General features: G+C 42.9%; 18 protein-coding genes and 1 pseudogene. 7 read left to right on the plus strand and 12 right to left on the minus strand.

Annotation, left to right across the window (positions count from 1 at the left end; all coding sequences use genetic code 11):
* Both B4033_RS03000 and B4033_RS03005 read right to left on the minus strand, forming a co-directional pair.
* A partial coding sequence (locus tag B4033_RS03000) for a L,D-transpeptidase (RefSeq protein ID WP_286832031.1) occupies positions 1 to 176 on the minus strand: 176 nt, incomplete at its 3' end.
* 4 nt (positions 177 to 180) lie between these two features.
* Positions 181 to 576, minus strand: coding sequence for a YbaN family protein (locus B4033_RS03005; RefSeq protein ID WP_008307518.1), 396 nt, complete (start codon positions 574 to 576; stop codon positions 181 to 183).
* A gap of 88 nt (positions 577 to 664) precedes the next feature.
* Here B4033_RS03005 and B4033_RS03010 point away from each other — a divergent pair, with 88 nt between their 5' ends.
* The 3 genes from B4033_RS03010 (at position 665) to dapE (ending at position 3,062) form a co-directional block, all read left to right on the plus strand.
* Positions 665 to 1,513 (plus strand): DUF1853 family protein, encoded by an 849-nt coding sequence (locus B4033_RS03010; RefSeq protein WP_286831992.1) that lies wholly within the window; start codon positions 665 to 667, stop codon positions 1,511 to 1,513.
* 138 nt (positions 1,514 to 1,651) lie between these two features.
* Entirely contained in the window at positions 1,652 to 1,801 is a 150-nt protein-coding gene (locus tag B4033_RS03015) for an entericidin A/B family lipoprotein (RefSeq protein WP_004814773.1), read from the plus strand.
* Between the two features lie 124 nt (positions 1,802 to 1,925).
* Positions 1,926 to 3,062, plus strand: a complete 1,137-nt coding sequence (gene dapE, locus B4033_RS03020; protein ID WP_286831994.1) for a succinyl-diaminopimelate desuccinylase — start codon at positions 1,926 to 1,928, stop codon at positions 3,060 to 3,062.
* A 73-nt stretch (positions 3,063 to 3,135) separates the two neighbouring features.
* Here the strand turns inward: dapE and B4033_RS03025 are convergent, their stop codons facing one another.
* The 6 genes from B4033_RS03025 to pilG form a co-directional block, all read right to left on the minus strand.
* Positions 3,136 to 3,597, minus strand: coding sequence for a hypothetical protein (locus tag B4033_RS03025; RefSeq protein ID WP_008307514.1), 462 nt, complete (start codon positions 3,595 to 3,597; stop codon positions 3,136 to 3,138).
* 3 nt (positions 3,598 to 3,600) lie between these two features.
* Complete coding sequence (locus B4033_RS03030) at positions 3,601 to 8,100, minus strand: Hpt domain-containing protein (RefSeq protein ID WP_286831997.1); 4,500 nt, start codon at positions 8,098 to 8,100, stop codon at positions 3,601 to 3,603.
* A gap of 168 nt (positions 8,101 to 8,268) precedes the next feature.
* A complete protein-coding gene (locus B4033_RS03035; RefSeq protein WP_004814766.1) occupies positions 8,269 to 10,341 on the minus strand; it encodes a methyl-accepting chemotaxis protein in 2,073 nt (690 codons plus the stop codon).
* 44 nt (positions 10,342 to 10,385) lie between these two features.
* Entirely contained in the window at positions 10,386 to 10,922 is a 537-nt protein-coding gene (locus B4033_RS03040; RefSeq protein ID WP_004814765.1) for a chemotaxis protein CheW, read from the minus strand.
* A 5-nt stretch (positions 10,923 to 10,927) separates the two neighbouring features.
* Positions 10,928 to 11,296 carry a response regulator gene (locus B4033_RS03045; protein ID WP_004814764.1) on the minus strand — a complete coding sequence of 123 codons (369 nt, stop codon included), beginning with the start codon at positions 11,294 to 11,296 and terminating at the stop codon, positions 10,928 to 10,930.
* Between the two features lie 31 nt (positions 11,297 to 11,327).
* Complete coding sequence (gene pilG / locus B4033_RS03050) at positions 11,328 to 11,711, minus strand: twitching motility response regulator PilG (RefSeq protein WP_004814763.1); 384 nt, start codon at positions 11,709 to 11,711, stop codon at positions 11,328 to 11,330.
* A gap of 307 nt (positions 11,712 to 12,018) precedes the next feature.
* Here pilG and B4033_RS03055 point away from each other — a divergent pair, with 307 nt between their 5' ends.
* From B4033_RS03055 to B4033_RS03070, 4 genes are all read left to right on the plus strand, one after another.
* Positions 12,019 to 12,678: a hypothetical protein gene (locus B4033_RS03055; protein ID WP_286832001.1), complete on the plus strand. Its 660-nt coding sequence runs from the start codon at positions 12,019 to 12,021 to the stop codon at positions 12,676 to 12,678.
* Positions 12,679 to 12,729: 51 nt separating this feature from the next.
* Positions 12,730 to 13,863 (plus strand): efflux RND transporter periplasmic adaptor subunit, encoded by a 1,134-nt coding sequence (locus B4033_RS03060; protein ID WP_076754036.1) that lies wholly within the window; start codon positions 12,730 to 12,732, stop codon positions 13,861 to 13,863.
* A gap of 21 nt (positions 13,864 to 13,884) precedes the next feature.
* A complete protein-coding gene (locus B4033_RS03065; protein ID WP_286832004.1) occupies positions 13,885 to 16,992 on the plus strand; it encodes an efflux RND transporter permease subunit in 3,108 nt (1,035 codons plus the stop codon).
* Positions 16,993 to 17,088: 96 nt separating this feature from the next.
* Entirely contained in the window at positions 17,089 to 18,807 is a 1,719-nt protein-coding gene (locus B4033_RS03070; protein WP_286832025.1) for a proline--tRNA ligase, read from the plus strand.
* A gap of 55 nt (positions 18,808 to 18,862) precedes the next feature.
* Here B4033_RS03070 and B4033_RS03075 read toward each other — a convergent pair whose 3' ends face one another.
* The 4 genes and pseudogenes from B4033_RS03075 to B4033_RS03090 form a co-directional block, all read right to left on the minus strand.
* A complete protein-coding gene (locus tag B4033_RS03075; RefSeq protein ID WP_286832027.1) occupies positions 18,863 to 20,266 on the minus strand; it encodes a hypothetical protein in 1,404 nt (467 codons plus the stop codon).
* A gap of 117 nt (positions 20,267 to 20,383) precedes the next feature.
* Positions 20,384 to 22,624, minus strand: coding sequence for a DUF6160 family protein (locus B4033_RS03080; RefSeq protein ID WP_286832029.1), 2,241 nt, complete (start codon positions 22,622 to 22,624; stop codon positions 20,384 to 20,386).
* A 29-nt stretch (positions 22,625 to 22,653) separates the two neighbouring features.
* Positions 22,654 to 23,379, minus strand: coding sequence for a hypothetical protein (locus B4033_RS03085; RefSeq protein ID WP_005223035.1), 726 nt, complete (start codon positions 23,377 to 23,379; stop codon positions 22,654 to 22,656).
* A 12-nt stretch (positions 23,380 to 23,391) separates the two neighbouring features.
* A pseudogene (locus B4033_RS03090) lies at positions 23,392 to 23,966 on the minus strand (hypothetical protein); the annotation flags it as partial.

Below are 23,966 nucleotides of genomic sequence, written 5' to 3' on the forward strand. Positions count from 1 at the left end.
CCGATTTTTTGCGCAACTTTATGCCAGCCTCGAGGCGTTTTACCACTATTTTCTATTTCTCCGATACCATTTTTACCACTTGAAATTGAATAACTCTTGGCAAAACGAGGTAGATACAGTTTTTGTGCAGCCAGATCAATCTGAATATCGGCTTGTTCTATAGTCCATTGCTGCATACATTTATTCCCTTTCAGACGGTATATGCTTTTCAGAGATTGGCTTGGGTTCCGGGCGGCACCATAACCAGATTGCCACGATTAGCATGGTCAGATCAGTAAAGATTTTGACAGCCAGCGGTGCATTGGTAAATAACATGATAATCCCGCTAACCAGCATCATGATACTGGCAAACCATTTGGCTTTACGCGGCACGGTCCGATTGGCACGCCAGTCGCGTAAAGTCTGTCCATATTTAGGGTGATTCAGCAGCCACTCATCCATCTGCGGCCAGCCTTTAGAGGCAGCCCATGTGGCCAGAATCAAGAAAACCGTTGTTGGCATGCCAGGCAAAACCGCACCTATAAAGCCTAATGTCACAAAAATGACCACCAGACTTCGCCAAAACAACACTTTCATACAGCAACCCTAACCACGGAATTGGGGTAGTATAAGGTGTTTTTGATTCTTATCCGTTGTATTTCTGCATATTTAGCTAGGACTCTTCATGCCTGTACCCTGCCTGACTCAGGACTTTATTGAACCGTGGCAACAGTATCAGCATCCACTGGTACGTCAGCTGGCGTTCGCTGTTGGCAGTCCAAATATCCTTTCTCAGGTGCCTGACAAACTTGAACTAGAGCATGCCTTTGACTTGCATTCAGATCAAATATGGCAACAATATCTGGAAAATTATCATCCACGACTTTTAGAACTGGATCAAAATCCACAGGCTTTGGAAAACTTTGTTGCACAACTCAAAAGTACTCGTCTTGGACTGCGTTTCGAAATGCTGATCTGGTTTTGGCTGCTGGATAAGGGTTATCATCCCTATACCCTGCTTGGACATAGTATTCAGAAGATTGATGGACCCAAAACCTTAGGTGAACTTGATTTTCTGTTGTTCAATAAACTCACCGAAAAAATCGAACACTGGGAAATTGCTTTAAAATATTATCTGGCTGAAGCAGACTTTAGCTTGCCGCATTGGTATGGATTAAACCGAAGCGATACCTTGAATCGCAAGCTGAAGCATTTCACTCAAAAGCAGTTCCAGTTTCAGGATGCGCTGGATTACCCAATTGATCAGCGTTTCTGTGTATTGAAAGGTCAACTTTTTTTACCGATTCACCATATCGCGCCTATTCCAGGCTGGGTCAATACCGGACGGCGTTTGGGTCGTTGGGGCTATCAGATTCCAGACCGGGAACAAGGCTTTTATCGTTTGCAACGACATGAATGGATCTATCCAAACCGGCATATGAGCAGTGACTATCCACAGTGGTGGACTAATGGCTTATATAAATCGGCACTCAGCGGAGATTTCTATATGTTCCGTGTCCCGACACTGATCTAGGATATTTACTGAAAAATTTGATAACTATTACATTAATTTACGCAAGCACTATGAAAACCATATATTTTTTCTTTCGTATATTTTCTAATCTAACTTCCACATCATAATAATTTTATTATTGATAACACGGAGATGATGATGAAAAAAATTCTTGCAACTTCTTTAATCTTGGCATTTGTACTTACAGGTTGTAATACTGTGAAAGGCGTTGGTAAAGATGTGTCTAAAGCGGGTGAAGCCGTGACTGGTACAGCAGAAAAAACTTCTGATGAAATTCGCCGCAACTAATCTTATTGCCTTAGTAAAAGAACCCTGCGCTTGTCAGGGTTTTTTTATGTCTGTGATTCACAAGTTACTGCATCTTCGCCTATCATAGTGCCCACAATATTCTTGATTTATGAATGAATCGCATATGACATCTTCCGCAACTCTCGATTTAAGCCTGCAACTGTTACGTCAGCCTTCCGTTACTCCAGTCGATCATGATTGCCAGAACATCATGGCAGAACGCCTGAAAAAGGTAGGCTTCAACATCGAAAACATGCGTTTTGAAGATGTCGATAATATTTGGGCGCGCAAAGGGACGGATGGCCCGGTGTTCTGTTTTGCAGGTCATACAGATGTAGTGCCAACCGGCAACCTGGATGCCTGGAACTCTGACCCGTTCCTGCCAGAAATCCGTGATGGTAAACTTTATGGTCGCGGCAGTGCAGATATGAAAACTGCATTGGCAGCCATGGTCGTTGCTACTGAGCGCTTTGTAGAAAAATATCCAGATCATAAAGGTTCAATTGCTTACCTGATCACTTCTGATGAAGAAGGTCCATCGATCAATGGTACGGTAAAAGTTATTGAGGCCTTAGAAGCGCGTAATGAGAAAATTACCTGGTGTCTGGTAGGTGAACCATCTAGTACCAATAAACTTGGTGATATTATTAAAAACGGCCGTCGTGGCTCATTGAATGCCAACCTGACTGTCAAAGGTAAACAAGGTCATGTGGCCTATCCACATCTTGCTGTGAATCCAATTCATACTGCATCGAAAGCCATCGCTGAACTCTGTGAAACTGTTTGGGATAATGGCAACGAATACTTCCCGGCAACCTCTTTCCAGATTTCCAATATCAATGCTGGCACAGGTGCAACCAACGTTGTTCCAGGCACAATGAATTTACTGTGCAACTGGCGTTATTCAACTGAAGTGACTGCTGACGAATTAAAAGCACGCACTTTAGAAGTTCTGGATCGTCATGGTGTGGAATATGACATTCAGTGGACTTTATCTGGCCTGCCATTCCTGACACCAGTCGGTGAACTGGTAAATGCTGCTAAAGATGCGATTCGTGATGTCACTGGTACTGAAACCGAACTGTCAACTTCTGGAGGTACTTCAGATGGCCGTTTCATTGCCCCTACCGGTGCTCAAGTCCTTGAGCTAGGCGTATTAAATGCCACCATCCACCAGATCAATGAGCATGTCGATATTGCAGATCTGGAACCACTGGCTGAAATTTACGAAAAAATCCTGATCAATCTGTTGGCAAACTAAGCCAGATTGAAAAGCTCCAAATAAAAAAGGAACTCCGTTGAGTTCCTTTTTTATATTCTTAGATCTATATAGCTTAATGGCCGACCAAGGACTGAATATGTGCCATCTGGGGAATATGGTACATCGCCTCGCCCATACGTACATACTGGAAAATCGTCGGATCTGTCACTTCGCGTTCATCATCGACAATTTCCGAAATACGTAAACGGATGGTCTTGGGCATTTCATTGCACATCAGGGCAAAACGCTGATTCGCTTCATCCCCTTCAATGACTAATGCTACACCATTCTTACGGTCTGGATCATTCACTGCATAAACTGGAAGTTGTGCATCATGCCACTCTACAGTTTTTACCTGTGTAGCACTATCCAGCGCTGATAGAACAATGTTCTGCGGCAGCAACATCGGATCCTTGCCATGACAGTCGATGATATACGCATCAATAAATCCCGTAGATACGGTAATGAGATGCTGTAGCTCCTGCTGGCTGATTTTATCGGCCGACACTGCGTTCACATTAGTCTGACTATTCATTCATTACCCCTGTTGAGCAGCAATTAATTCTTGAACATTGGCAAGCAGCTCCGCTTCCTGGAACGGTTTACCCATATAGTGTGTTACACCCAGACTGAAGGCACGCTCACGATGCTTCTCCCCAGTACGTGAGGTGATCATGATAATTGGCAAGTTGCGGTGAATATCATGATGGCGAACCAAGTTAGTTACTTCGAAACCATCCATACGTGGCATTTCAATATCCAGCAACATCAGGTCTGGACGGACATTTTCCAACTGTTCAATCGCGTCGACACCATCTTTGGCAGTGACAATATCATAACCCTGACGCTCTAACAGACGTGACGTTACCTTACGTACAGTTACCGAGTCATCGACAATCATGACCAGACGACGTGCATTACCACGACGCGACAGATCCTGCTGATCAGATAACTGTTTGATACGCTGAGTCGCCTGAACCTGACGGGCAATATTCTGACCATCCAGAATCAGACAGACCTGACCATCACCAAGAATGGTTGCCCCTGCAATCACACCCACACTGGCAAACTGCTGTCCAATCGGTTTCACTACGATCTGTGCACGTGAGCCAACTAATTGATCCACCAGCAAAGCGATACTTTGACCACCATTACCCTTGATGAGGAGTACTGGTAATGAATGTGCGACATTATTCAAACGTGGAATTGGCTGATTAGAGACAAACTCAGACAGATAGCGCAGCTTGTAGTTCACACCATCAATCTTGAAGTAATCATCCTTACTGTTGAAGTAAGTTTCCAGTGTTGCTGGTGCAATACGGACAATACGGTCAATCTGTGCCAGAGAAATGGCAAATTGCTGGTCACCTGCTTTCACCATCAAGGCATCACTGACTGCCACAGTGGTCGGTACGCGAATCGTAAAGGTAGTGCCTTTGCCCAGTTCAGAATTTACCGAAACGTGACCGCCCAGCGTTTTGATTTCGCTTTGTACCACGTCCAGACCAACACCTCGACCCGAAATCTGGGTGACTGCTTTAGCCGTACTGAAACCTGGATGGAAGATGAATTGCAGCAATTCTTCCTGATCCACCTGCTGTTCCGCTTTGATCAAGCCCAGACTGATGGCTTTAGCACGAATACTCTCCGCATCAATCCCCTTACCATCATCACTAAAGGAGATAATGACGTCGGTACCCTGACGGCTAATGTTCAGGACAATTGAACCGACTTCTGGCTTATTCAGCGCAAGCCGTTCTGCAGTATCTTCCAGACCATGGTCAATCGCATTACGCAGCATGTGCTCAAATGGGTTTACCAGACGTTCCAGAATGGTACGGTCGAGTTCACCTTCGGTATTCTGAACAATCAGCTCTGCCGGACGGTTCAGTGTGGTCGAAGTTTGACGCACAATACGTTGTAAACGTGGCAACATACGGTCAAATGGTACCAGACGGGTACGCATCAGACTTTCCTGAATCTCAGCCTGGATACGCGATTGTTGCAATAGCAAACCTTCGGTATCACGGATTTTTTCCGCGAGCGTGGTCTTAAAGTCGACCAAGTCCGATGCAGATTCAGCAAGAGATTTAGATAACTGGTTCAGGGATGAATATTGGTCCATCTCCAAGGGGTCGAAGTCAGCATAGCGTGAGTTTTCTGAGCCATGTTTGGCAATAATCTGAGACTCCAGCTCGCCTTCCATACGGCGCAGCTGATCAGCCAGACGTTTGATCGCCAGTTCCATCTCATTTAAGGTATTGCCGAGCTGTCCCAGATCCATCTCGATACGCGAACGGTTAATTGCATTTTCGCCTGACAGGTCAATCATCTTCTCGACCAGTTCGGCTGAAATACGGATCATCTCGTTACTGCTATCGCTTGAGGTGTTCTCAGCCCACTCACCCATCATATTTGGTGGTTCAGTACCATCACCCTGAACAAACTCGAAGCCAGTTGTAACTTCCAGACTTTCAGTTTTGGTCAGACGTTCAGGTAGCTGTGCAGTGACATCTACAAACTCAATCGCATCCAGCGCTGCTTTGATTTGCTCAAAACCATTGTAATCATTATCAAAAATGGCTTGACCCAGCCATTTCAGGGTCTTTTGCAGCAGACTGTCATAGGCATTGGAGTTAAAATGATGAACAGCAAACTGTTCAAATGCACTTTCCAGACCATAAGCAATACTTGCGATGCTTTCATTGCTGATCATGCGGGCGCCACCCTTGATACTGTGGGCAGCACGCTGAAGTTGCAGCAATAAGCTACGGTCACTTCGCTGATCGAACCATTGGTTCAGTAATTTTTCTGCATTTTCCAGAATCTCTTGCGATTCTTCCAGGAAGGTTTCTTCAACAATTGATTGCAGATCATCTTCATCAGCAAGCATAGATTCAGCTGACTCAGCAGTAAGTGTTTCGCCTGACTGATCTTCCTGAATTTGCTCATCTGATGCAGGAACAGATTCAGCTTCAAAGCTGTATACTCGCTCAAGCGCTTGTGATTCCACAACGATCTCAGCAGATTCCGATGCATCGTCAATAACTTCTAGTTCTACAGAAGTCTCTGCTTCTACCGTCTCAACAGCAGCTACCGGAGTTGCAGTAGCTGTTCCAGCCACAAGTGCCTGGATATTTTGCAGCATATGAATAGCTTCAGGTGCCGGATAATCAATCTTATCATCACGAATACTCTGGATACGGTCTGACACGTTATCCTGTACCAGGCGGATAACCTGGATCAATGCAGGTGTTACGGTAATCTGCTGACGGATCACGCGCTCATAAATACTTTCCAGCTCATGTGCAATCGAACCGATATGCGTGGCAGCAATCATGTTTGCACCCCCCTTCAGGGTATGCAAATAACGCATCAGATTGTTCAATGAGTGGGTATTTTCAGGTTCTTTGGACCAGGTATTCAGGTCTTCATCAATGCCTGCCAGCAACTCATCTGCTTCTTCCAGGAAGATATCCAGCAAGTCTTCATCGAAATCACGGTTCGCATCTTCAGCGTCCTGCTGCTGACGATCAACTGCAATACGCTGGCTGAGCCCAGTAAAATCAACTGCTGTGGATATATCCGACTCTACTGGCGCAGGTACCTCAGTTTCAACAACTTTGTCTGTAGCGAATACTTCGATGTCTTGCTGTACAAAGGCAGACAGATCCGCCAGAAGTTTTTCAACTTCGGCATTCAAAATCACCCGCTGTCCTGCCGCGAGCGTATCGAACAGGTGAATAAATTCCTGGTGTGCCTGTGCAAACAGTTCGAAGGCATAATCACTTTCAAGCAAGACCGGTCTCGCCAGCAAAGCATCATAAGCTGCTTTTAACTGGGATGCGAATTCATGAATACCGATCGATGCACGGTTATCGGTATGTGCCATCAGCTCTGCGGCTTGCTGGCTCAAAGCTTCAATATAATCTGGATATTCTTCAAGTACCCGCTTATCAAACTCAAATTCGGCATCCAGTAACTGATCAATATTCAGTTCAACCAGACGTGTAACCATACCTTGAGATTGATCAGCATCCTGCTGTTCAGTCACAGTAAAGCCATAGGTATCCCAGGCATCCTCAAAAGTAGCAGAAATCCCTGCCAGCTTTTCAGTGTTACCCTGTTTCAATAGATGTAAATAATCACCGATAAATTCTGAATATTGCTGTAATAGTGCTGTTTCTTTGGAAGTTGAAGCAATTTCATCCTGAACCAGCGTTTTAAATAAATTCTCTACTTTAACGCTGGCCTCACAGATATCATCAATCTGTGCCATAGAAGAGCTGCCACGCAGGGTATGCAATGCACGAATCAGGCCATTATAGTCTTGCTTGGCACTATTTTCGTGTTTCAGGAAATCATGGATTGTCGCCAGATGTTCCTCGGCTTCTTCAACAAAGATCGCCACCGTTTCTTCAAGGTCAGTACGTTCTTCAGCAACTTCTACTCGTTCTGCGGTAGCAGTTTCAGCAATCTCTACTCCTGATGAATCTGCTTCTGCAGTATCCGCAAGCTCAAGACCTGTTAGCTGACCTTCAGCAGTCAAATTGTCCGCAAGTAGCAATAATTCTTCAAGTGCCGGTTCTGGACTTAATTGCTGTTGTAATTGTTGTCCTAAAAGTACGACTGGACGTAAATCCACGGTTAATGGCTGTACCTGCTTAAAGCATGGATACAATATATATTGATAGATATTTAAAGTTGCTTGCGCAAACTTCTGAATGACTGGTGTTAATTTGATTGAACCGGAAAGTACACGGTTCAAAGTATCTTCAACTGCCCAGGCAATTTCACCCGCCTGCTTCGCACCGACCATACGACCCGAACCTTTCAGCGTATGGAAATGGCGGCGAATGGTGGTTAATGTTTCTTGATGATCTGGTGTGGCAAACCACTGTGGCAATAAAGCATTTAACTCGACAAAGATTTCTTCAATCTCTTCGACAAATATCTCTAAAATTTCAGCATCTTGATCAAGATAACTATCTTCAGGAAGCGCTGTTGTTTCAACTAGATCTTTTAATATTTCTTTCATAGCTAAGGCTTCTTACGTTCTGCCGCCAAGAAGGGCGCTCAAACTTGATTGTGACCGTCACGCGAGACCTAACGTTTGAAGTTAAGTACATCTTGTCGAGGCTTGATCTGTATGTGGAGGTGTCCTAACCGGAATTAAGACACGCTCCTTCCCCCAAATTTTTCTGACTTATTCTGGAAGTTTAAAGTCAGATACAGATTCACGTAATGCATCGGCCATGTTGGCAAGTTCAGATACCGAACGTGCCGTATCGAAGGTTGCAGTCGTTGTTTGTGAAGTAATTTCCTGTACAACGTTCATCGTCGTTGCAATATGACCCGCAGATGCAGCCTGAAGTTTTGCTGCATCGGAAATGTTCGCAATCAGTTTTGCAAGGTTATTCGATACGGTTTGAATCTCGTCTAGTGCCACACCGGCATCTTTAGACAGGTTCGCACCACGCACAACTTCGGCAGTAGTCTGTTCCATCGAAATTACAGCTTCGTTGGTATCAGTTTGAATGGTTTTTACCAGGCCTTCAATCTGCTTGGTCGCAGATGCAGAACGTTCTGCCAGACGCTGTACTTCATCGGCAACTACGGCGAAACCACGGCCTGCTTCACCCGCCATAGATGCCTGAATCGCAGCGTTCAGTGCCAGGATGTTCGTCTGGTCGGCAATATCGTTAATCAGTGCGACGATGTTACCAATCTCTTGAGAAGATTCACCCAAACGTTTAATACGTTTAGAGGTTTCCTGGATCTGTTCACGAATCGTATCCATACCCTCAATAGAACGATGTACAACGTCTGCACCATTTGCTGCAATTTGTACTGAACGTTCCGCAACGACAGCAGACTCTTCGGCGTTGGCAGATACCTGGTCAATCGACAGTGCCATTTCGTTAATCGCTGCAGATGCACCGGCAATCTCTTGTGCCTGGTGTTCAGATGCTTCGGCTAACTGGTTGGTAATGCTCTGAGTAGTTGCAGTATATTGTGCAACTTCCTGAGATGTTTCAGTAATACGCGATACCAGATCACGTAATTGATCGATCGCGAAGTTAATCGAGTCAGCAATCGCACCGGTAAAGTCTTCAGATACCGTTGCATAAGAACGTAAGTCACCATCTGCAAGGTCAGCAATTTCGTCAAGTAAACGAAGAATCGCATTCTGGTTACGGTCATATTCTTCTTGTAGGCGAGTTACACGCTGTTTATCCGATGCACCACGTAATGAAAGCAAACGGAATACGCAAACAATGAAGCCAGCCAGGAAGGTAAGTAACAATATTGCCGGAATAACTGTTTTTAAAGTTGAACCACCTGACAGTTTGTTCAGGTTATCTAATAGTTGGTCAGATTGAGAAAAAATAGATGCAGATGCCTGACGTACTTTTACAATCTGCGCTGAGTTTTTCAAAATTGTAGATGCAGCTGACTGTAATACATCATCATATTCAGCTTTAATACCTTCTAATGACTCACGTAAGTTCGGATCATCGATACGTTGTACACCCAGTTGTGCTGAACCATCTAACTGTGCATTTAAGTAAGCACCGAATGTTTCAGTATCCGAACTGAAGTCATCTGCAGACTCACGTGAACCATCTGTACCGGTTAACACCAAGCTGATCGAACGCAAGATACGTTCTGCAATGAATACCTGGTTTTTGGCAATAACCACCTGGTTCGACGGCATGTCCTGACGTGCCATCTGATCGACCATCAGGTTATATTCTGCCTGAATTCCTGGAATTGCTTCACCAATCGCGATGTTAGTATCGTAAAGTTGGTTAATGATTTTTTGTTGTGAAGAAATCAGGTCAATACTTGAAGATACTTCAGTCCATTGCTTGTCTACCGCTTGCAGGGCTTCATTATTCGAATGGATACTTTTTACCGTTTCCAGATTTTCAGCAAATGACTGCTGTGATTCGGTCAGTTTCTTCATTGCCTCAGGCGTGCCGGAAGCAGTCGCTTCAGTTGCTTGACGCGAAATGGTTTGTGAAAGTAGACGCAATTCACCCAAACTTTGTGTAAGTTCGTTGGCACGAGGAACGCTATAGAAAAGGTATAACAGTGTGATAGTTGCAGCAACAAGACAGCCAATTGCTCCGTAAATGAGTGGCTTAGACTTTTCACTATCACCAAATACACGTGATAGCTGATCTGCTTGTGATTGAATCTTGGCTAAAAAAGCATTACCGCCGCTGCGGCTGCTACTCTCGCCTGTATTTTTCTTCTTAAGCTTAAAGCCCATAAAGCTTCTCCCCGAATTTACGCCCTTTTACTTTCGTGCGACAATTAATTTATAAATTTTATAGATGCATTCATGTATTTTGGATTTTGCAACAAACGACTGAATAAAAAGACATGCCACTGCTGATTATGCTGGTGGAAATACCCCTGACAATATTCCTGTAAATTTTTGTCTAATTCAGTTGTTTTAGAAAAGAAACTTTTCTTATTAAAGTGTTGAATCCCCAAAACCTGATCTACAACCAGGCCGACATACTGATCATTATGGTTAATGCATAATACTTTTTGAGTAGGTGAATACTGGCTTCTATGTCCAGACATGTATTGAGCCAGATCTGAGACTGAAAGCAGTCTGCCCCGAATATTTGCCAGTCCCACTACCCACGGCTGAGTATTGGGAACAGGTGTATATTTTGGCGGATAGATAACTTCCGATACTTCCCCGAGCGGAGCAACAAAATATTGCCCCATCATTTCAAAAGCAATGCCTGACCATCGGTTGACTTCGTTGTCATTGGAAACGTAGTTTTTGTTACCCCGTTTCGCAATCCGAAGCAGTTCGATAAATCCATTCGCTGCCATAGCGCTTATCCTGCATTGAGGTGTTGCTTAATCACATCAATTAACTGATTTTCATCTACAGGTTTGGTCAGATAATCTGCTGCACCCTGACGCTTACCCCATACACGGTCAGTTGCCTGATCCTTGGTACTTACAATGACAATTGGAATATGTTTGGTTGTTGCCCCACGAGCGATCTGACGTGTCGCCTGAAAACCGTTTACCCCTGGCATGACGACATCCATTAACACCAGATCAGGCAATTCTGCCTGCGCCATGGTCACCCCATCAGCCCCATTTGCTGCTTCAATCACGTCAAAGCCGTGCTTGGATAGAATTTCGCGGAAACGAAAAGTTTCGGTCGGTGAATCATCTACGATTAGAATACGTGGCATGCCAATTTCCCCAAGAAAAAAATCAAATAAATTAAGCACTGATATGGTTGCGGATTGCGGTAAGCAACTCATCTTTGCTAAATGGCTTGGTGAGATATTCATCTGAACCTACCACACGGCCTTTGGCCTGATCGAACAAACCATCTTTACTCGATAGCATAATAACAGGAATGTTCTGATAACTTTGCGAGTTTTTAATTAAGGCACAAGTCTGATACCCATCAAGGCGAGGCATCATGATATCTACAAAAACGATGTCGGGATTTGCTTCTGCAATTTTTGACAATGCTTCAAAACCGTCTACTGCGGTAATGACTTCACAACCTTCACGCTGAAGAAGAGTTTCTGCTGTACGACGAATGGTTTTTGAATCATCAATGACCATCACTTTTAGATTTTGGAATTTATCGTCCATTTCTTACCCCTTCCCATTCAGAAACCATAAGCGTCCACAGGCTTATAGCGGAATTTTATATAAGTGTCGATTATTTTTAACATACCTGTCCAGAGATTATCAACGAGCATTTTCTACACAAGTAGTCAAAAAATTATAATTTCAATAACGACTTCACACTTTCCCTGTTTCAATGATTTTTTTTTGAGTGGTAATAGTTTTTTATTGTCGGAATTAGGAATAATATACCAATATTATTACTTCTAATTAAGTAATTTAGTCAACTTTAAAAGAACTTTATTAGTAAACTTTTTTCGCGGAGCTGATAATGCGCCAGTTTGGGGAAAAACCTGCTTATATGGGTCAAAGAAAATCCATAATCAGGCAGACTGCTGTTTTAGTGGTACTTATGCTGCAAACCATGTTGACTATTAGCCATGCATCCGCAACAAATAACGTGCCTCAAAAAGCAAAATGGTATCGTTATTATGATCATAAGGGGGTAGCAAATATTAGCAGCAACGTGACCCCTAACCATATTCGTTATGGCTATGAAGCACTAGATCAGAATATGCAGGTGATTCAGCGTGCCAAACCTTATAATGTTGAAGCAGATATTCGTCAGGCACCTCAACGCGCAGCACTTGCCAGACAACAGGCAGAAGACCAGAAGTTAAAACGTGCCTATAATAATAGTCAGATTGCATTACAAAAAAAGAATGAAGTACTCTCTCAGTTGAAAAAGCAAATGGCTTTCCAACAAGAGCAACTTAAGCAGCTACAAAAAGATCGGATTATGTTTGTACGTCAGGAACGTGAATTTCTGCGTAAAGGTAAAAATGTACCTGAGCACCTTAAAAAAACCTTAGTTACCAATGAAAAAAACCTGACTGCACAAAAAGAAAATATTCAATCTTTACAAAGCCGCTATCGAAATCAGGAAGCAGAATACGACAGAATTATCCAGCGTTTAAAAGCGCTTGAATAATCTTTTATTCCTGATGCTGCTTCTGTGGTCAGCGCTATAAAAAGGACTCCTATGCACCCTGCACAGCATACTTATTTTTCGAAAAATAATACCAGTCGCTCTACTTTTGTCATGAGTCTGCTCTGTATGAGTCTGCTCCTAACTGCATGTAATAAACAAGAAACAGCTGATTCAACGCCATCAAAAAATCAAAACACTGTAGAACTGATTGCTCAAGACCTGATTGAGGTAAAGACAGGCAATGCTGTGCAAAAAACAGCATTTACCGGGACTATCCGTGCGGTAAATCAAAGTAGCATTCAGGCTCAGGTGACCGCTACAGCGACCAGTGTCAATGCTCAAGTCGGGCAACGCGTTCAGAAAGGTCAGGTTTTGGTTCGCCTGAATAATCAGGACAATGCTGCGCGTCTTGCACAGGCCCAGGCCAATCGTGCATCAGCTCAAGCACAGGCGAATCAGGCACGCCTCATGATGGAACGTAAGCAGCGCCTACTCAATCAAGGTTTTATTTCCAAAGCTGAATATGAACAAAGCCGTGTCGACTATCAAACACAATTAGAAAATGTTCGTGCACAACAGGCCAATGTCGATATTGCACAAAAGGCAGATCGGGATGGTATCATTAGCAGCCCGATTAGTGGGGTAATTACCCAACGTCAGGTGGAGCCAGGTCAGACTGTCGCTCCCGGTCAAACCATTTTTGAAATTGTCGATCCAGATCAACTGGAAATTCAGGCTAAAGTGCCGAGCGACATGCAGGCTGACCTGAAAACTGGCAGTAAAATTGAATACCGTATTCAGGGCAATCCAAACCTGCTTACTGCCAGTATCAGTCGGATCTCTCCTATTGCAGATCAGGCCAGTCGTCAGATTGAATTCTTTGCTCGTCCAAATGAAACCATTACTTCTTTAAGTATCGGCTCCTTTGTGGATGGCGAGATTCTCAGTGCTCGTCAGATTTCCGGACAACTGATTCCTCTGGATACTATCCGGGATATTCAGAACAAGCCTTATGTCTGGGCTGTTCGCCAGAATAAGATCATTAAAGTGAATGTGGATGTACTAGAACAACGTTATAACGATAATCTTGCCGTCGTTCGCGGACTTGAAAGTAGTGATCGGGTCAGCCGAATCAGCTTCACGGATGCCGATATTAATAAAACCGTCACCCTTGGCCAGAACTAAAATCATAAAAGGATTATCAAGATGTGGTTGACGCGTATTAGTGTGAAGTTTCCTGTATTTACCATCATGATGATGTTCTGTCTGATGGTACTGGGCCTCGCTTCCTGGCAACGTATGGGTGTGGAAGAGTTTCCCGATGTGGATTTTCCCTTTGTGGTGGTCTATACCAACTATCCGGGTGCTTCTCCTGAAACGGTTGAATCTGAGATCACCAAAAAACTGGAAGACCAGATCAATACCATTTCTGGCCTTAAACAGGTGATTTCACAATCCAGTGAAGGCCTGTCGATGATTACGGCAGAATTTAACCTGGATGTACCATCAACCACTGCTGCACAGGATGTGCGAGATAAAATTGCGTCTGTTACTGCTGATTTTCGTGATGAAATTCAGGAACCCGTGGTTGAGCGTTATGACCCATCTGCCAATGCAGTCATGTCGATTGTATTTGAATCCGACAAAATGGATCTCAAATCATTAAGTTCTTATCTTGATCAACGTATTGTGCCGCAGCTACGTACTGTTCCCGGTGTGGGTACAGTCAACCTGCTCGGTGATGCCCAGCGTCAGATCCGTATTCAGGTTGAACCACAAAAATTACAAGCTTTTAGGATTGGTGTAGACAGTGTCATTAACACACTGAAATCTGAAAATATTGAAGTTCCTGGTGGTACGCTGAAATCTGGCAATTCTGAGCTGGTGATTGAAATCAATTCTAAAGTGCTGCATCCACAAGCCTTTGGGGATCTGGTCATTGCCAATAAAAATGGTGCGCCTATTTTCCTGAAACAGGTTGCCAAGATTGAGGATAGTCAGGCCGAACTGGAAACAGGTGCTTTCCTGGATGGCAAGGCAGCAGTGGCTATCGATATTCTGCGTAGTTCTGACTCTAATGTTATTGAAGTTGTCGTTGAAACTTATAAAACTTTAGAAAGCATTAAAGCCCAGCTCCCGCAAGGTACTACTTTGCAAGTGGTGGTTGATTCCTCCAAAAGCATTCGTGGAACGATTGGCGATGTGGCACGAACCATCATTGAAGGGGCTGTGCTTGCAGTACTGATCGTATTGCTATTTTTAGGTTCTTTCCGTTCTACTGTCATTACTGGCCTTACTTTACCGATTGCCCTGCTTGGCACCTTAACCTTTATCTGGGCCTTTGGTTTCACCATCAATATGATGACGCTGCTGGCACTTTCGCTCAGTATTGGTCTGTTGATTGATGATGCCATTGTGGTCCGGGAAAATATTGTACGTCACAGTGATATGGGCAAAGACCATGTCACTGCCGCTCTGGATGGCACCAAAGAAATTGGTCTGGCTGTTCTCGCTACGACTCTGACCATTGTCGCAGTCTTTTTACCCGTTGCATTTATGGGCGGCATTATTGGCCGTTTCTTCTTCCAGTTTGGCGTTGCGGTAAGTACCGCTGTGCTGATTTCCATGTTCGTCAGCTTTACCTTGGATCCAATGCTGTCTGCGCATTGGGCAGAGCGTAAAAAGGACCCAAATAAAAAACCCAACGCGGTAAAACGCTTTTTTACCTGGATTTCCAATAAGCTCGATGGCTTAAGCGATGTCTACGAGAAATTACTCAAACTGGCACTGCGTTTTAGATTGATCACGATTCTGATTGCAGTTGCCTCTCTATTTGGCGCTCTCGGACTCTCCAAATTGATTGGTACCGAATTTGTACCTGTACCAGACAAAGGTGAAATCCGGATTAAATTTGAAACTCCGGTTGATTCATCTTTGGAGTACTCTCAGGCCAAACTCCAGCAGGTTGATCAGATCATCCGTAAACATCCGGATGTACGTGCGACTTATGGCGTCATTAATGGGGTTACCGACCGGGGCAAAAACCATGTCAGTCTACGCGTCACCGTGACGCCACGGACTGAACGTGAAAAAACTCTGAACGACCTTAACAATGAATTTCGTGAGCGCTTGCAATCTGTAGGCGGGATTACCATTACTTCAGTCGCCTCTGCAGACGAAACTGTTTCTGGTGGGCAAAAGCCCATCATGATCTCTATTAAAGGGCCAGATCTGGATGAATTACAAAAAATTTCTGACCGCTTTATGGCAGAGATTAGCAAAGTAGAGGGTGTGGTTGACCTTGAAAGTTCATTGAAAGAACCCAAGCCTACTCTGAGTGTACAGGTCAATCGTGTACTGGCAAGTGATCTTGGTCTTTCAGTCAATCAGATTGCTAATGTCATACGTCCGTTAATTGCTGGTGATGATGTCACCTCCTGGCAAGATGAAAAAGGTGAAACCTATGACGTGAATCTACGTCTGACTGAAGATAAACGTACTCTACCAAGTGACTTACAAAATATGTATCTCACATCAAATAAGACTGATGCGAATGGTCAACCAATCATGGTTCCCCTCTCAAGTGTGACAAAATTTGAGGAAAAACTTGGAGCATCCCAGATTAACCGCCGTGATCTGGCGCGTGAAGTACTGGTAGAAGCCAATACAGCTGGTCGTCCTGCAGGTGATATCGGTACGGACATTAGCAAGGTACAGGCTGATTTTGACTTACCACCGGGCTATAGCTTTGACACTCAAGGCGCCAATGCTGATATGGCTGAATCTGCAGGTTATGCCCTGACAGCGATAACTCTATCGATCGTGTTCATTTATATTGTACTCGGTTCACAGTTCAACAGCTTTATTCACCCAGCTGCGATCATGGCTTCGTTGCCCTTGTCCTTGATTGGTGTATTCCTAGCCCTGTTCCTGTTTAACTCGACCATGAACCTGTTCTCGATCATCGGGATCATTATGTTGATGGGTCTAGTGACCAAAAATGCTATCCTGCTGATTGACTTCATCAAGAAAGCCATGGACCGTGGCGAAGATCGTTATGAGGCTATTATTGCTTCAGGTAAGACCCGTTTACGTCCAATCCTGATGACAACGAGTGCTATGGTCATGGGTATGGTTCCTTTGGCACTTGGACTCGGTGAAGGTGGTGAACAGAGTGCACCTATGGCACATGCGGTGATTGGTGGGGTGATCACCTCTACCCTACTGACCTTAGTCGTTGTTCCAGTCATCTTTACTTATTTAGATGACTTTAAAAATTTTATGCTGCGCCATACACGTAAAATCATGTCATAATTTATTGCATAACAGTGGGGTGACATTCTGAAATGTTCACCTCATTTTTTATTGTATAATCTCTGCTTTAACGCTTAATTTTTTAGGACAGTTTCCATGCGCGCGAGTCGCTTTTTATTTGCAACGTTGAGAGAAACCCCGAACGATGCTGAAGTTATTTCACATCAGCTAATGCTTCGTGCCGGTATGATTCGTAAGTTGGCTTCAGGTTTATATACCTGGCTGCCGATGGGCGTTCGCGTATTAAATAAAGTTGAAGCGATCGTTCGCGAAGAAATGGATCGTGCTGGTTCATTACAGGTGTTGATGCCGGTAACTCAGCCTGCTTCACTTTGGGAAGAATCTGGCCGTTATGTTCAATATGGTCCTGAACTGCTTCGTTTCAAAGACCGTCATACCAATGATTTCGTACTTGGTCCTACACACGAAGAAGTCATTACTGATCTTGCGCGCAATGAGTTAAAAAGCTATAAGCAATTGCCTGCCAATTTCTATCAAGTACAGACTAAATTCCGGGACGAAATTCGTCCACGTTTTGGTGTAATGCGTTCACGTGAATTCATCATGAAAGATGCATATTCTTTTCACGCAGACCAGGAATCACTACAAGAAACTTACGACAAGATGTATGATGCGTACTGCAAAATCTTTACTCGTTTAGGTTTAAATTTCCGTCCAGTACAGGCGGATACCGGTTCAATCGGTGGTTCAGGTTCTCACGAATTCCACGTCCTGGCTTCAAGCGGCGAAGATGATATCGCATTCTCGACTGAATCGGATTATGCAGCCAACATCGAAATGGCTGAAGCAGTTCTGGTTGGTAAACGCGCTGCACCTGCTCAAGAATTAAAAGTTGTTGACACGCCAAATCAAAAAACCATTGCTGATGTATCTCACTTCCTGGGCACTGATCCTGCACATTCAGTGAAAGCTCTCCTCGTTCAAGGCGTTGCAAAAGAAGCTGGTCAGCCTGCTCCAGTTGTTGCTTTGTTCCTTCGTGGCGACCACGAACTGAATGAAATTAAAGCTGAAAAGCATCCACAAATTGCTGCTCCTTTAGCGTTTGCAACTGAAGCTCAACTTGCTGAACTTGGCTTAACGGCGGGTTTTGTAGGTCCACAAGGTCTGATAGAAAAAGGAATTACGGTTATTGCTGACCGGGCTGCTTCTATACTGTCTGACTTCGTTGCGGGTGCAAACGAAGCTGACAAGCATGCGACTGGTGTAAACTGGGACCGTGACGCACAATTTACTGAGGTTTATGACCTGCGTAATGTAGTTGAAGGTGATCCATCTCCAGATGGTAAAGGCACGCTTCAAATCAAGCGTGGTATCGAAGTCGGTCATATCTTCCAGTTAGGCAAAAAATACTCAGAAGCGTTAGGCTGTAAAGTCCTTGGTGAAGATGGTAAGCCATTTACTGTAACGATGGGTTGTTACGGTATCGGTGTGACTCGTGTGGTTGCGTCTGCAATTGAGCAAAACTATGATGAGAAAGGCATCATCTGGCCAGCTGCAATTGCACCATTTGAAGTTGCCATTGTGCCGATGAATGCGCACAAATCACCGCGTACTTTAGAAGCTGCTGAAGCGCTTTATGCAGAGCTTCAAGCTGCAGGTTATGACGTACTGCTGGATGATCGTAATGAACGTCCAGGGGTAAAATTCTCTGACCTTGAGCTAACTGGTATTCCACACCGTATCGTGATTGGTGAAAAAGGTCTGGATGCAGGCACTTTTGAATACAAAGGTCGCCGTGATGCTGAATCAGTCAACCTTTCTAAAGAAGAGTTATTGGCTAAAATTGCGAAATAATTTGTCTTTGAAGTAAAAAATCCCGCGAAATGCGGGATTTCTTTTATATTTGAAATTAGCAGAACTTATGCCCACCGAAACAGTTAGATGTAACCGACTGGTTCTGCAAGACCTGATTTTGTAGGGTCAATCGCGCAGGCTGTCCAGTATAATATCCTGTATAAGCGCCAACATTGATATTCATTTTTCGTTCAATTGGGGTGTCTGCCAAAGAACCCAGCGCTTCAATCACTGATACATCTACATTATGATAACTTGCCATCAGTTCAGTAGTCAGTGCTTTAGCAACTTGTGGCAATACAGCAGACACATCTACCAAATCTTTTGTTTCTAAGTATCCCAAGTCAATTGGATCTTTAAACGACATCCACCACCCTGCTTTTGCTATATCTTTATCGTCAGCGCCCAACCACTGCACATCACGGCTTTGCAAAGACAGATATCCACCTGTACCGGATAATGGAATGTTATGAATCATATTTAAGGCTTGAACAAAGGTAATATCCATATTCAAGTTTTCTAAGGTTGATCCTTTTGCCATTTTAAAGAATGAGTGATCTCCGACCTCAATACTCCCTAATGAAATTAGAGCAGGAAACGTGACATATAGCTGGTCTTTAGAAAAGTCTGGTGTGCCATTTACGTCAGGCCCATACGAACCACTCTCTGATGCAGCAAGTGGAATAGATGTTAAGGTAGAACGAATACCAGAAACGACTGCTGAGTTAAGACGTTTACCGGTTACGACTGTTTCTGGCATCACAAAATCTGCCCGCATCGAAGGTACAGTAATTCCAGTATGACCTTCAGCACCAGGTTTACTGGTATAAGTACGGTCTTGTCCTAAAGCGGTTAATGTCCCACTAATTTTCTGATCTGATGCATTACCAAAGGTTGCAGCCTTAGTATAGGAGTGACCTTTAGTTTGAGCCATTTTCATATAACCACTGAAGCTTTTAATTCCGTCTTGTGGATCTGGAATATTGTCCGTACCCAAGGTCAGTAAGCCTAAAATTTCTTCTGCACCTAGACGAAAACCCACAACTTCACGTGTAGCTGTCTGATTACCACTGATTGCAAACTCAATAAATGGATTGGTAATTTGAGCACTGGTTGCAGCACGCTCACCCGTAAAACTTGGAGAGCCCTCGGTCTTTTGCCCTGTTGCTGGACCACTTAATGATATATTGGAAATATCAATATCACAGGCATTTGCACCATTCATCCCACCACAGCCCAATTGGAGACTTTTAATATTAACATTAAGTTCCATTAATGCTTCTAGGCCTAGTTTATGAAACTTGATACCTTGCCCTGAATCATAATTAGTCTGCATATTTAAAAGAGCCTGGCCTTCTACTGCTGCCAGTTCCTGATCCGCTAAAGCAGTTAGAGCAATCCCTTGCTGAGATGTTGCTAGTATTGCAAATGCAAGACTGCTCATTATTATTTTTTTCATCTTATAATCCCATGAAGTATCAGTCACTTAATTTAGAACAATAATTCATTAAAATTTCATTATTTATTTTACTTACCATTATGTGACACAGCACACTTCTGTAAGAAGATGGCCATTTTAACGTGGCGTTATTCCTAAAGTACTACGCATCGTTCCACCTGTTAACGCAATTGATGCCATATTCTGCATAGTATTATTAGTGGTAATTGCGAAATTGGTTCTAAATGGGGTTGCCAGATCCTTAGTATGATTCAAGTCAATCTGACTATCCAAGGTCACTGTATCTGCACTTAATTTAACTTTTGTATTAAAACCTAAATTTCCTTCCAGACTGTTCAAAGTTAATGCTGAACTTTGTACAACCTGAGCATTTTCACCAATATCTTTGTTGATTAAACTAAAATAACTACCTACATAATCTTCATCATCACGTTGCGCAGCAGTTAAATCTTTAAATTTGAAATTACCTTTCAATCCAAGGAAGTTACTATCAGGATCAGCAGGAGTCGGATCTACTCCTGGAATAATGCGTAGTTCACCTGAACCATCTAGTTTTAAAGCAATCGTAGTCAAAACATCATCAGGTTTTGAGAAGCTATCGTTAGCAACTACAGCACCACATAGCGCAGATCCTGAAGTACAGTTATATTTTGAACCAGGCAATTGGCCAATGGCTAATTCCGCTTGTGCTGCAATTAATAAATCACCTGCACGAATATATAGTCCACTATCTTCATAGCTAATCACACCTTCAGCTTGAATCAGAGCATCAATGTTACGTAAACCAGCATAATAATTCACAGCTTCGCCATGTACGCCATTTTGACCATCAATTAAAAGAATAGAGGTGGTACTTGGCAAACCCGTTTTAGCATCAATACCATAACCCTCGGTTGATGCAAGAACATTGTAAGCTATCCCCTGTTTACCGTTATAAGTTGTACCGGTCAAAGCTACATTAGCATTCAGGTTATAGACTGGAATACCTATACCCCAAGAACCACCATCGCCTGTAAGAGCGGCAATCGAATTGTCTGAAATAAAGCGCGCTTTACTGGCGATTGACTGAAAATCCATACCACGCACTGCAATAAAGGCATAATTTTCAGTAGACTTTAGATTTTGCTTACGAATATGATCATTCTGCATTAAGGTATTTTTTAAATTTTCATTTATCAGAAAATCTAAGCTTTTACCTGAAATCGTATTGACATAAATATCACCAAAATCAATATAAGCATTTTGCTGCTTTGTAAGTGCCCTTAAATTAGAAAACTCAATTGCGTAACTTCCTTTCCCTGTATGACCTATTTCTAATGTTGTTGGTGCATTTTGGCTATTGGACGCATTGGTGAAATCAGTGGATATACCCAAATGCAAGCCACCAGTATTGGTGATATTTTCATAACCTGTTAAAGCATTGTAAGCCTGACCATTGGTATTGACTCCAAATTTAGTAATATTAGACTGATTACCATTCATAAATATTTTTGCGTTGGTTATACCACCTGATGCGCCCATACGCATAATATTTTTGACTACTGCTTTGGAAGTTGCATCTTGTTGGGTTACATAACGCAAATCCAGATTTATACCAGGATTAGTAGCGCCAGAACGTCCCGCTGCCACATCAGTCTTATCAGCAACACGTCCTAAATGCACAATATTAGTTTCACTATTAATACTCGGTTTTTCTGCAGTATTGTATGTACTTAGGACAATACCTTCATGCTGGTTTACAGACATATATCCAAAACCAGAGAAGTTAAAATTAAAGTCTTTTAATAGGGTTTTATTATTCCCTAAGGCATGACTTATATTCGCATTTTGCAATTGAAAATCTAGATAAGCGAGCTCTTTACTGTTAAATAGCCCTGCTTGTGTTTCTAAAAGCATTTTTATTGGAGAGTTGGTTTGTATACCTAACTTACCCAAGCTACTTACATTTTCTACATTCCGATTGATGGCATGACACGTTGCTTCACTACAGTTTTTTTCAACAATATTTAAGTTTGCCTCTGCATTAAATGGATCAACACTAAATGCCAGCCTGATCCCTGTGCCGACCTCTGTTGCACCTACATCAAGATGTAATTGGCTCACTATAGGATTGTTATTAACACCTAATACATTTACTTGATGCAGTCCCAAACCTCTTTGTACATTCTGATCACCGGTAGGATCAAGCCAGTTGGCTTGTTCAATGTACACTTTTGAAACTTCGTGGGTAAGGCTAAGCCCGTCTTGACCTGTAACTTGTCCTAAGTCCTGATCTTGGATAGCCTCTAAAGCATAGGTTTGTTGTGCCAAAAATACGCATACAGTGAGGAGTTTTAATTGCATTTTTTTTGTTTTCATATTGATATCCTTATCCTTCACTTAAGATTTTAGCAACGGCTTTGTGCCCCACCTGAGCAGTTATAGCTAAAGATTTTCAATTTTCCAGACATATGCATATTGCCATGCACATTGAGCCCCATAAAACCTTTTTCTTGTCCAAGATCAAATTGAGGAACTGCTTTTTCTGCAGTTGTAATGTTACCGTTGATATCGGTAATTTTTTCTACGTATGTGTCATATTTATCGACATTTAAATAACCTTCTTCTTTATTATCTGCCTCGTCTGTAGTCCCTGTTTCAACCGCTAAGGTACTAAACCCAAGATTACGTATTTTAAGCGGACTTTCATCATAAAAAGTGACTTGCATCGCAGCTTGGGGAATATTCCGATAATTAATGATAGTAGCGCCATCTATAGAAAAACGGTCAATTTGCAAGGTACCCTGAATATCTTTAAAAACCAGCCATTTCTTATTGCCATCCTCATCCACATGATTATTAGGTGAAATAGCCAAACGACAGAACAGATTATCTGTACCACATGAATTTGCATCAAAATCGTAATATACAGTTGCAATGCCGTTTTCAATTCCATGAATATTTTTAAGATTTGGGTTAGTAGCATATCGATGATTTAAAGAAAAGGTCCAACTTAGGTCTGCCCCCCCTTGTCCAACTACCTCTTTCATTTCTTGTTGATTTAAATTCACTAAATTGGCATAGCTAGATAACGATACACACATCAAGGTCGCTAAGGTCATTTTCTTTAACATGGCTAACTCCCTTTATAGTCCTGTCGTTTTAATTTTTAGATGCTGAATTAGCACCCCATCAATTGCTACTGAACCAAAGTTTTTAAACTCGGTTCCATTTGCTGCGGTGCTCTTGAACATAATTCCCGTCGCATTGTCGCCTTTATTTGCATCTAAAAGGTTGCCTGGCAGACGATCTACTGTACCAATTGAAATACTACTGTGAGTTGCATTCCGCCCTTGATATTTTGCGACCGTATCCCGATCATTGGCTTTAATTGCTGTGCCACAGGTATACACATTACAGGTAGAACCTTCTAGGCTGCTGGTTCCTAAGTATTCAGTCACACCATATTGTGTGTTATAGGCAGTATCATCTGGTTTAAAATTACTACTCTTATAATTCTGGTAGATTTTATTGTAAATATCTGGAATATCTGGAATACGGGTAACCTCCAAAATAATATTATTACCTTCTGAACCTACTACAAAAGGCTGATACATATTACCGAGGACAAGATTGATATTAGGACTATATAAATACAAGCCTTCCTGTTTTTCAAAAATTGGGGCTGGTGTACCTCGCACCATAGCAGGTGTAACGACCG

It is taken from the genome of Acinetobacter sp. UBA3132 (genome assembly GCF_002364825.1).
Lineage (GTDB): Bacteria > Pseudomonadota > Gammaproteobacteria > Pseudomonadales > Moraxellaceae > Acinetobacter > Acinetobacter schindleri.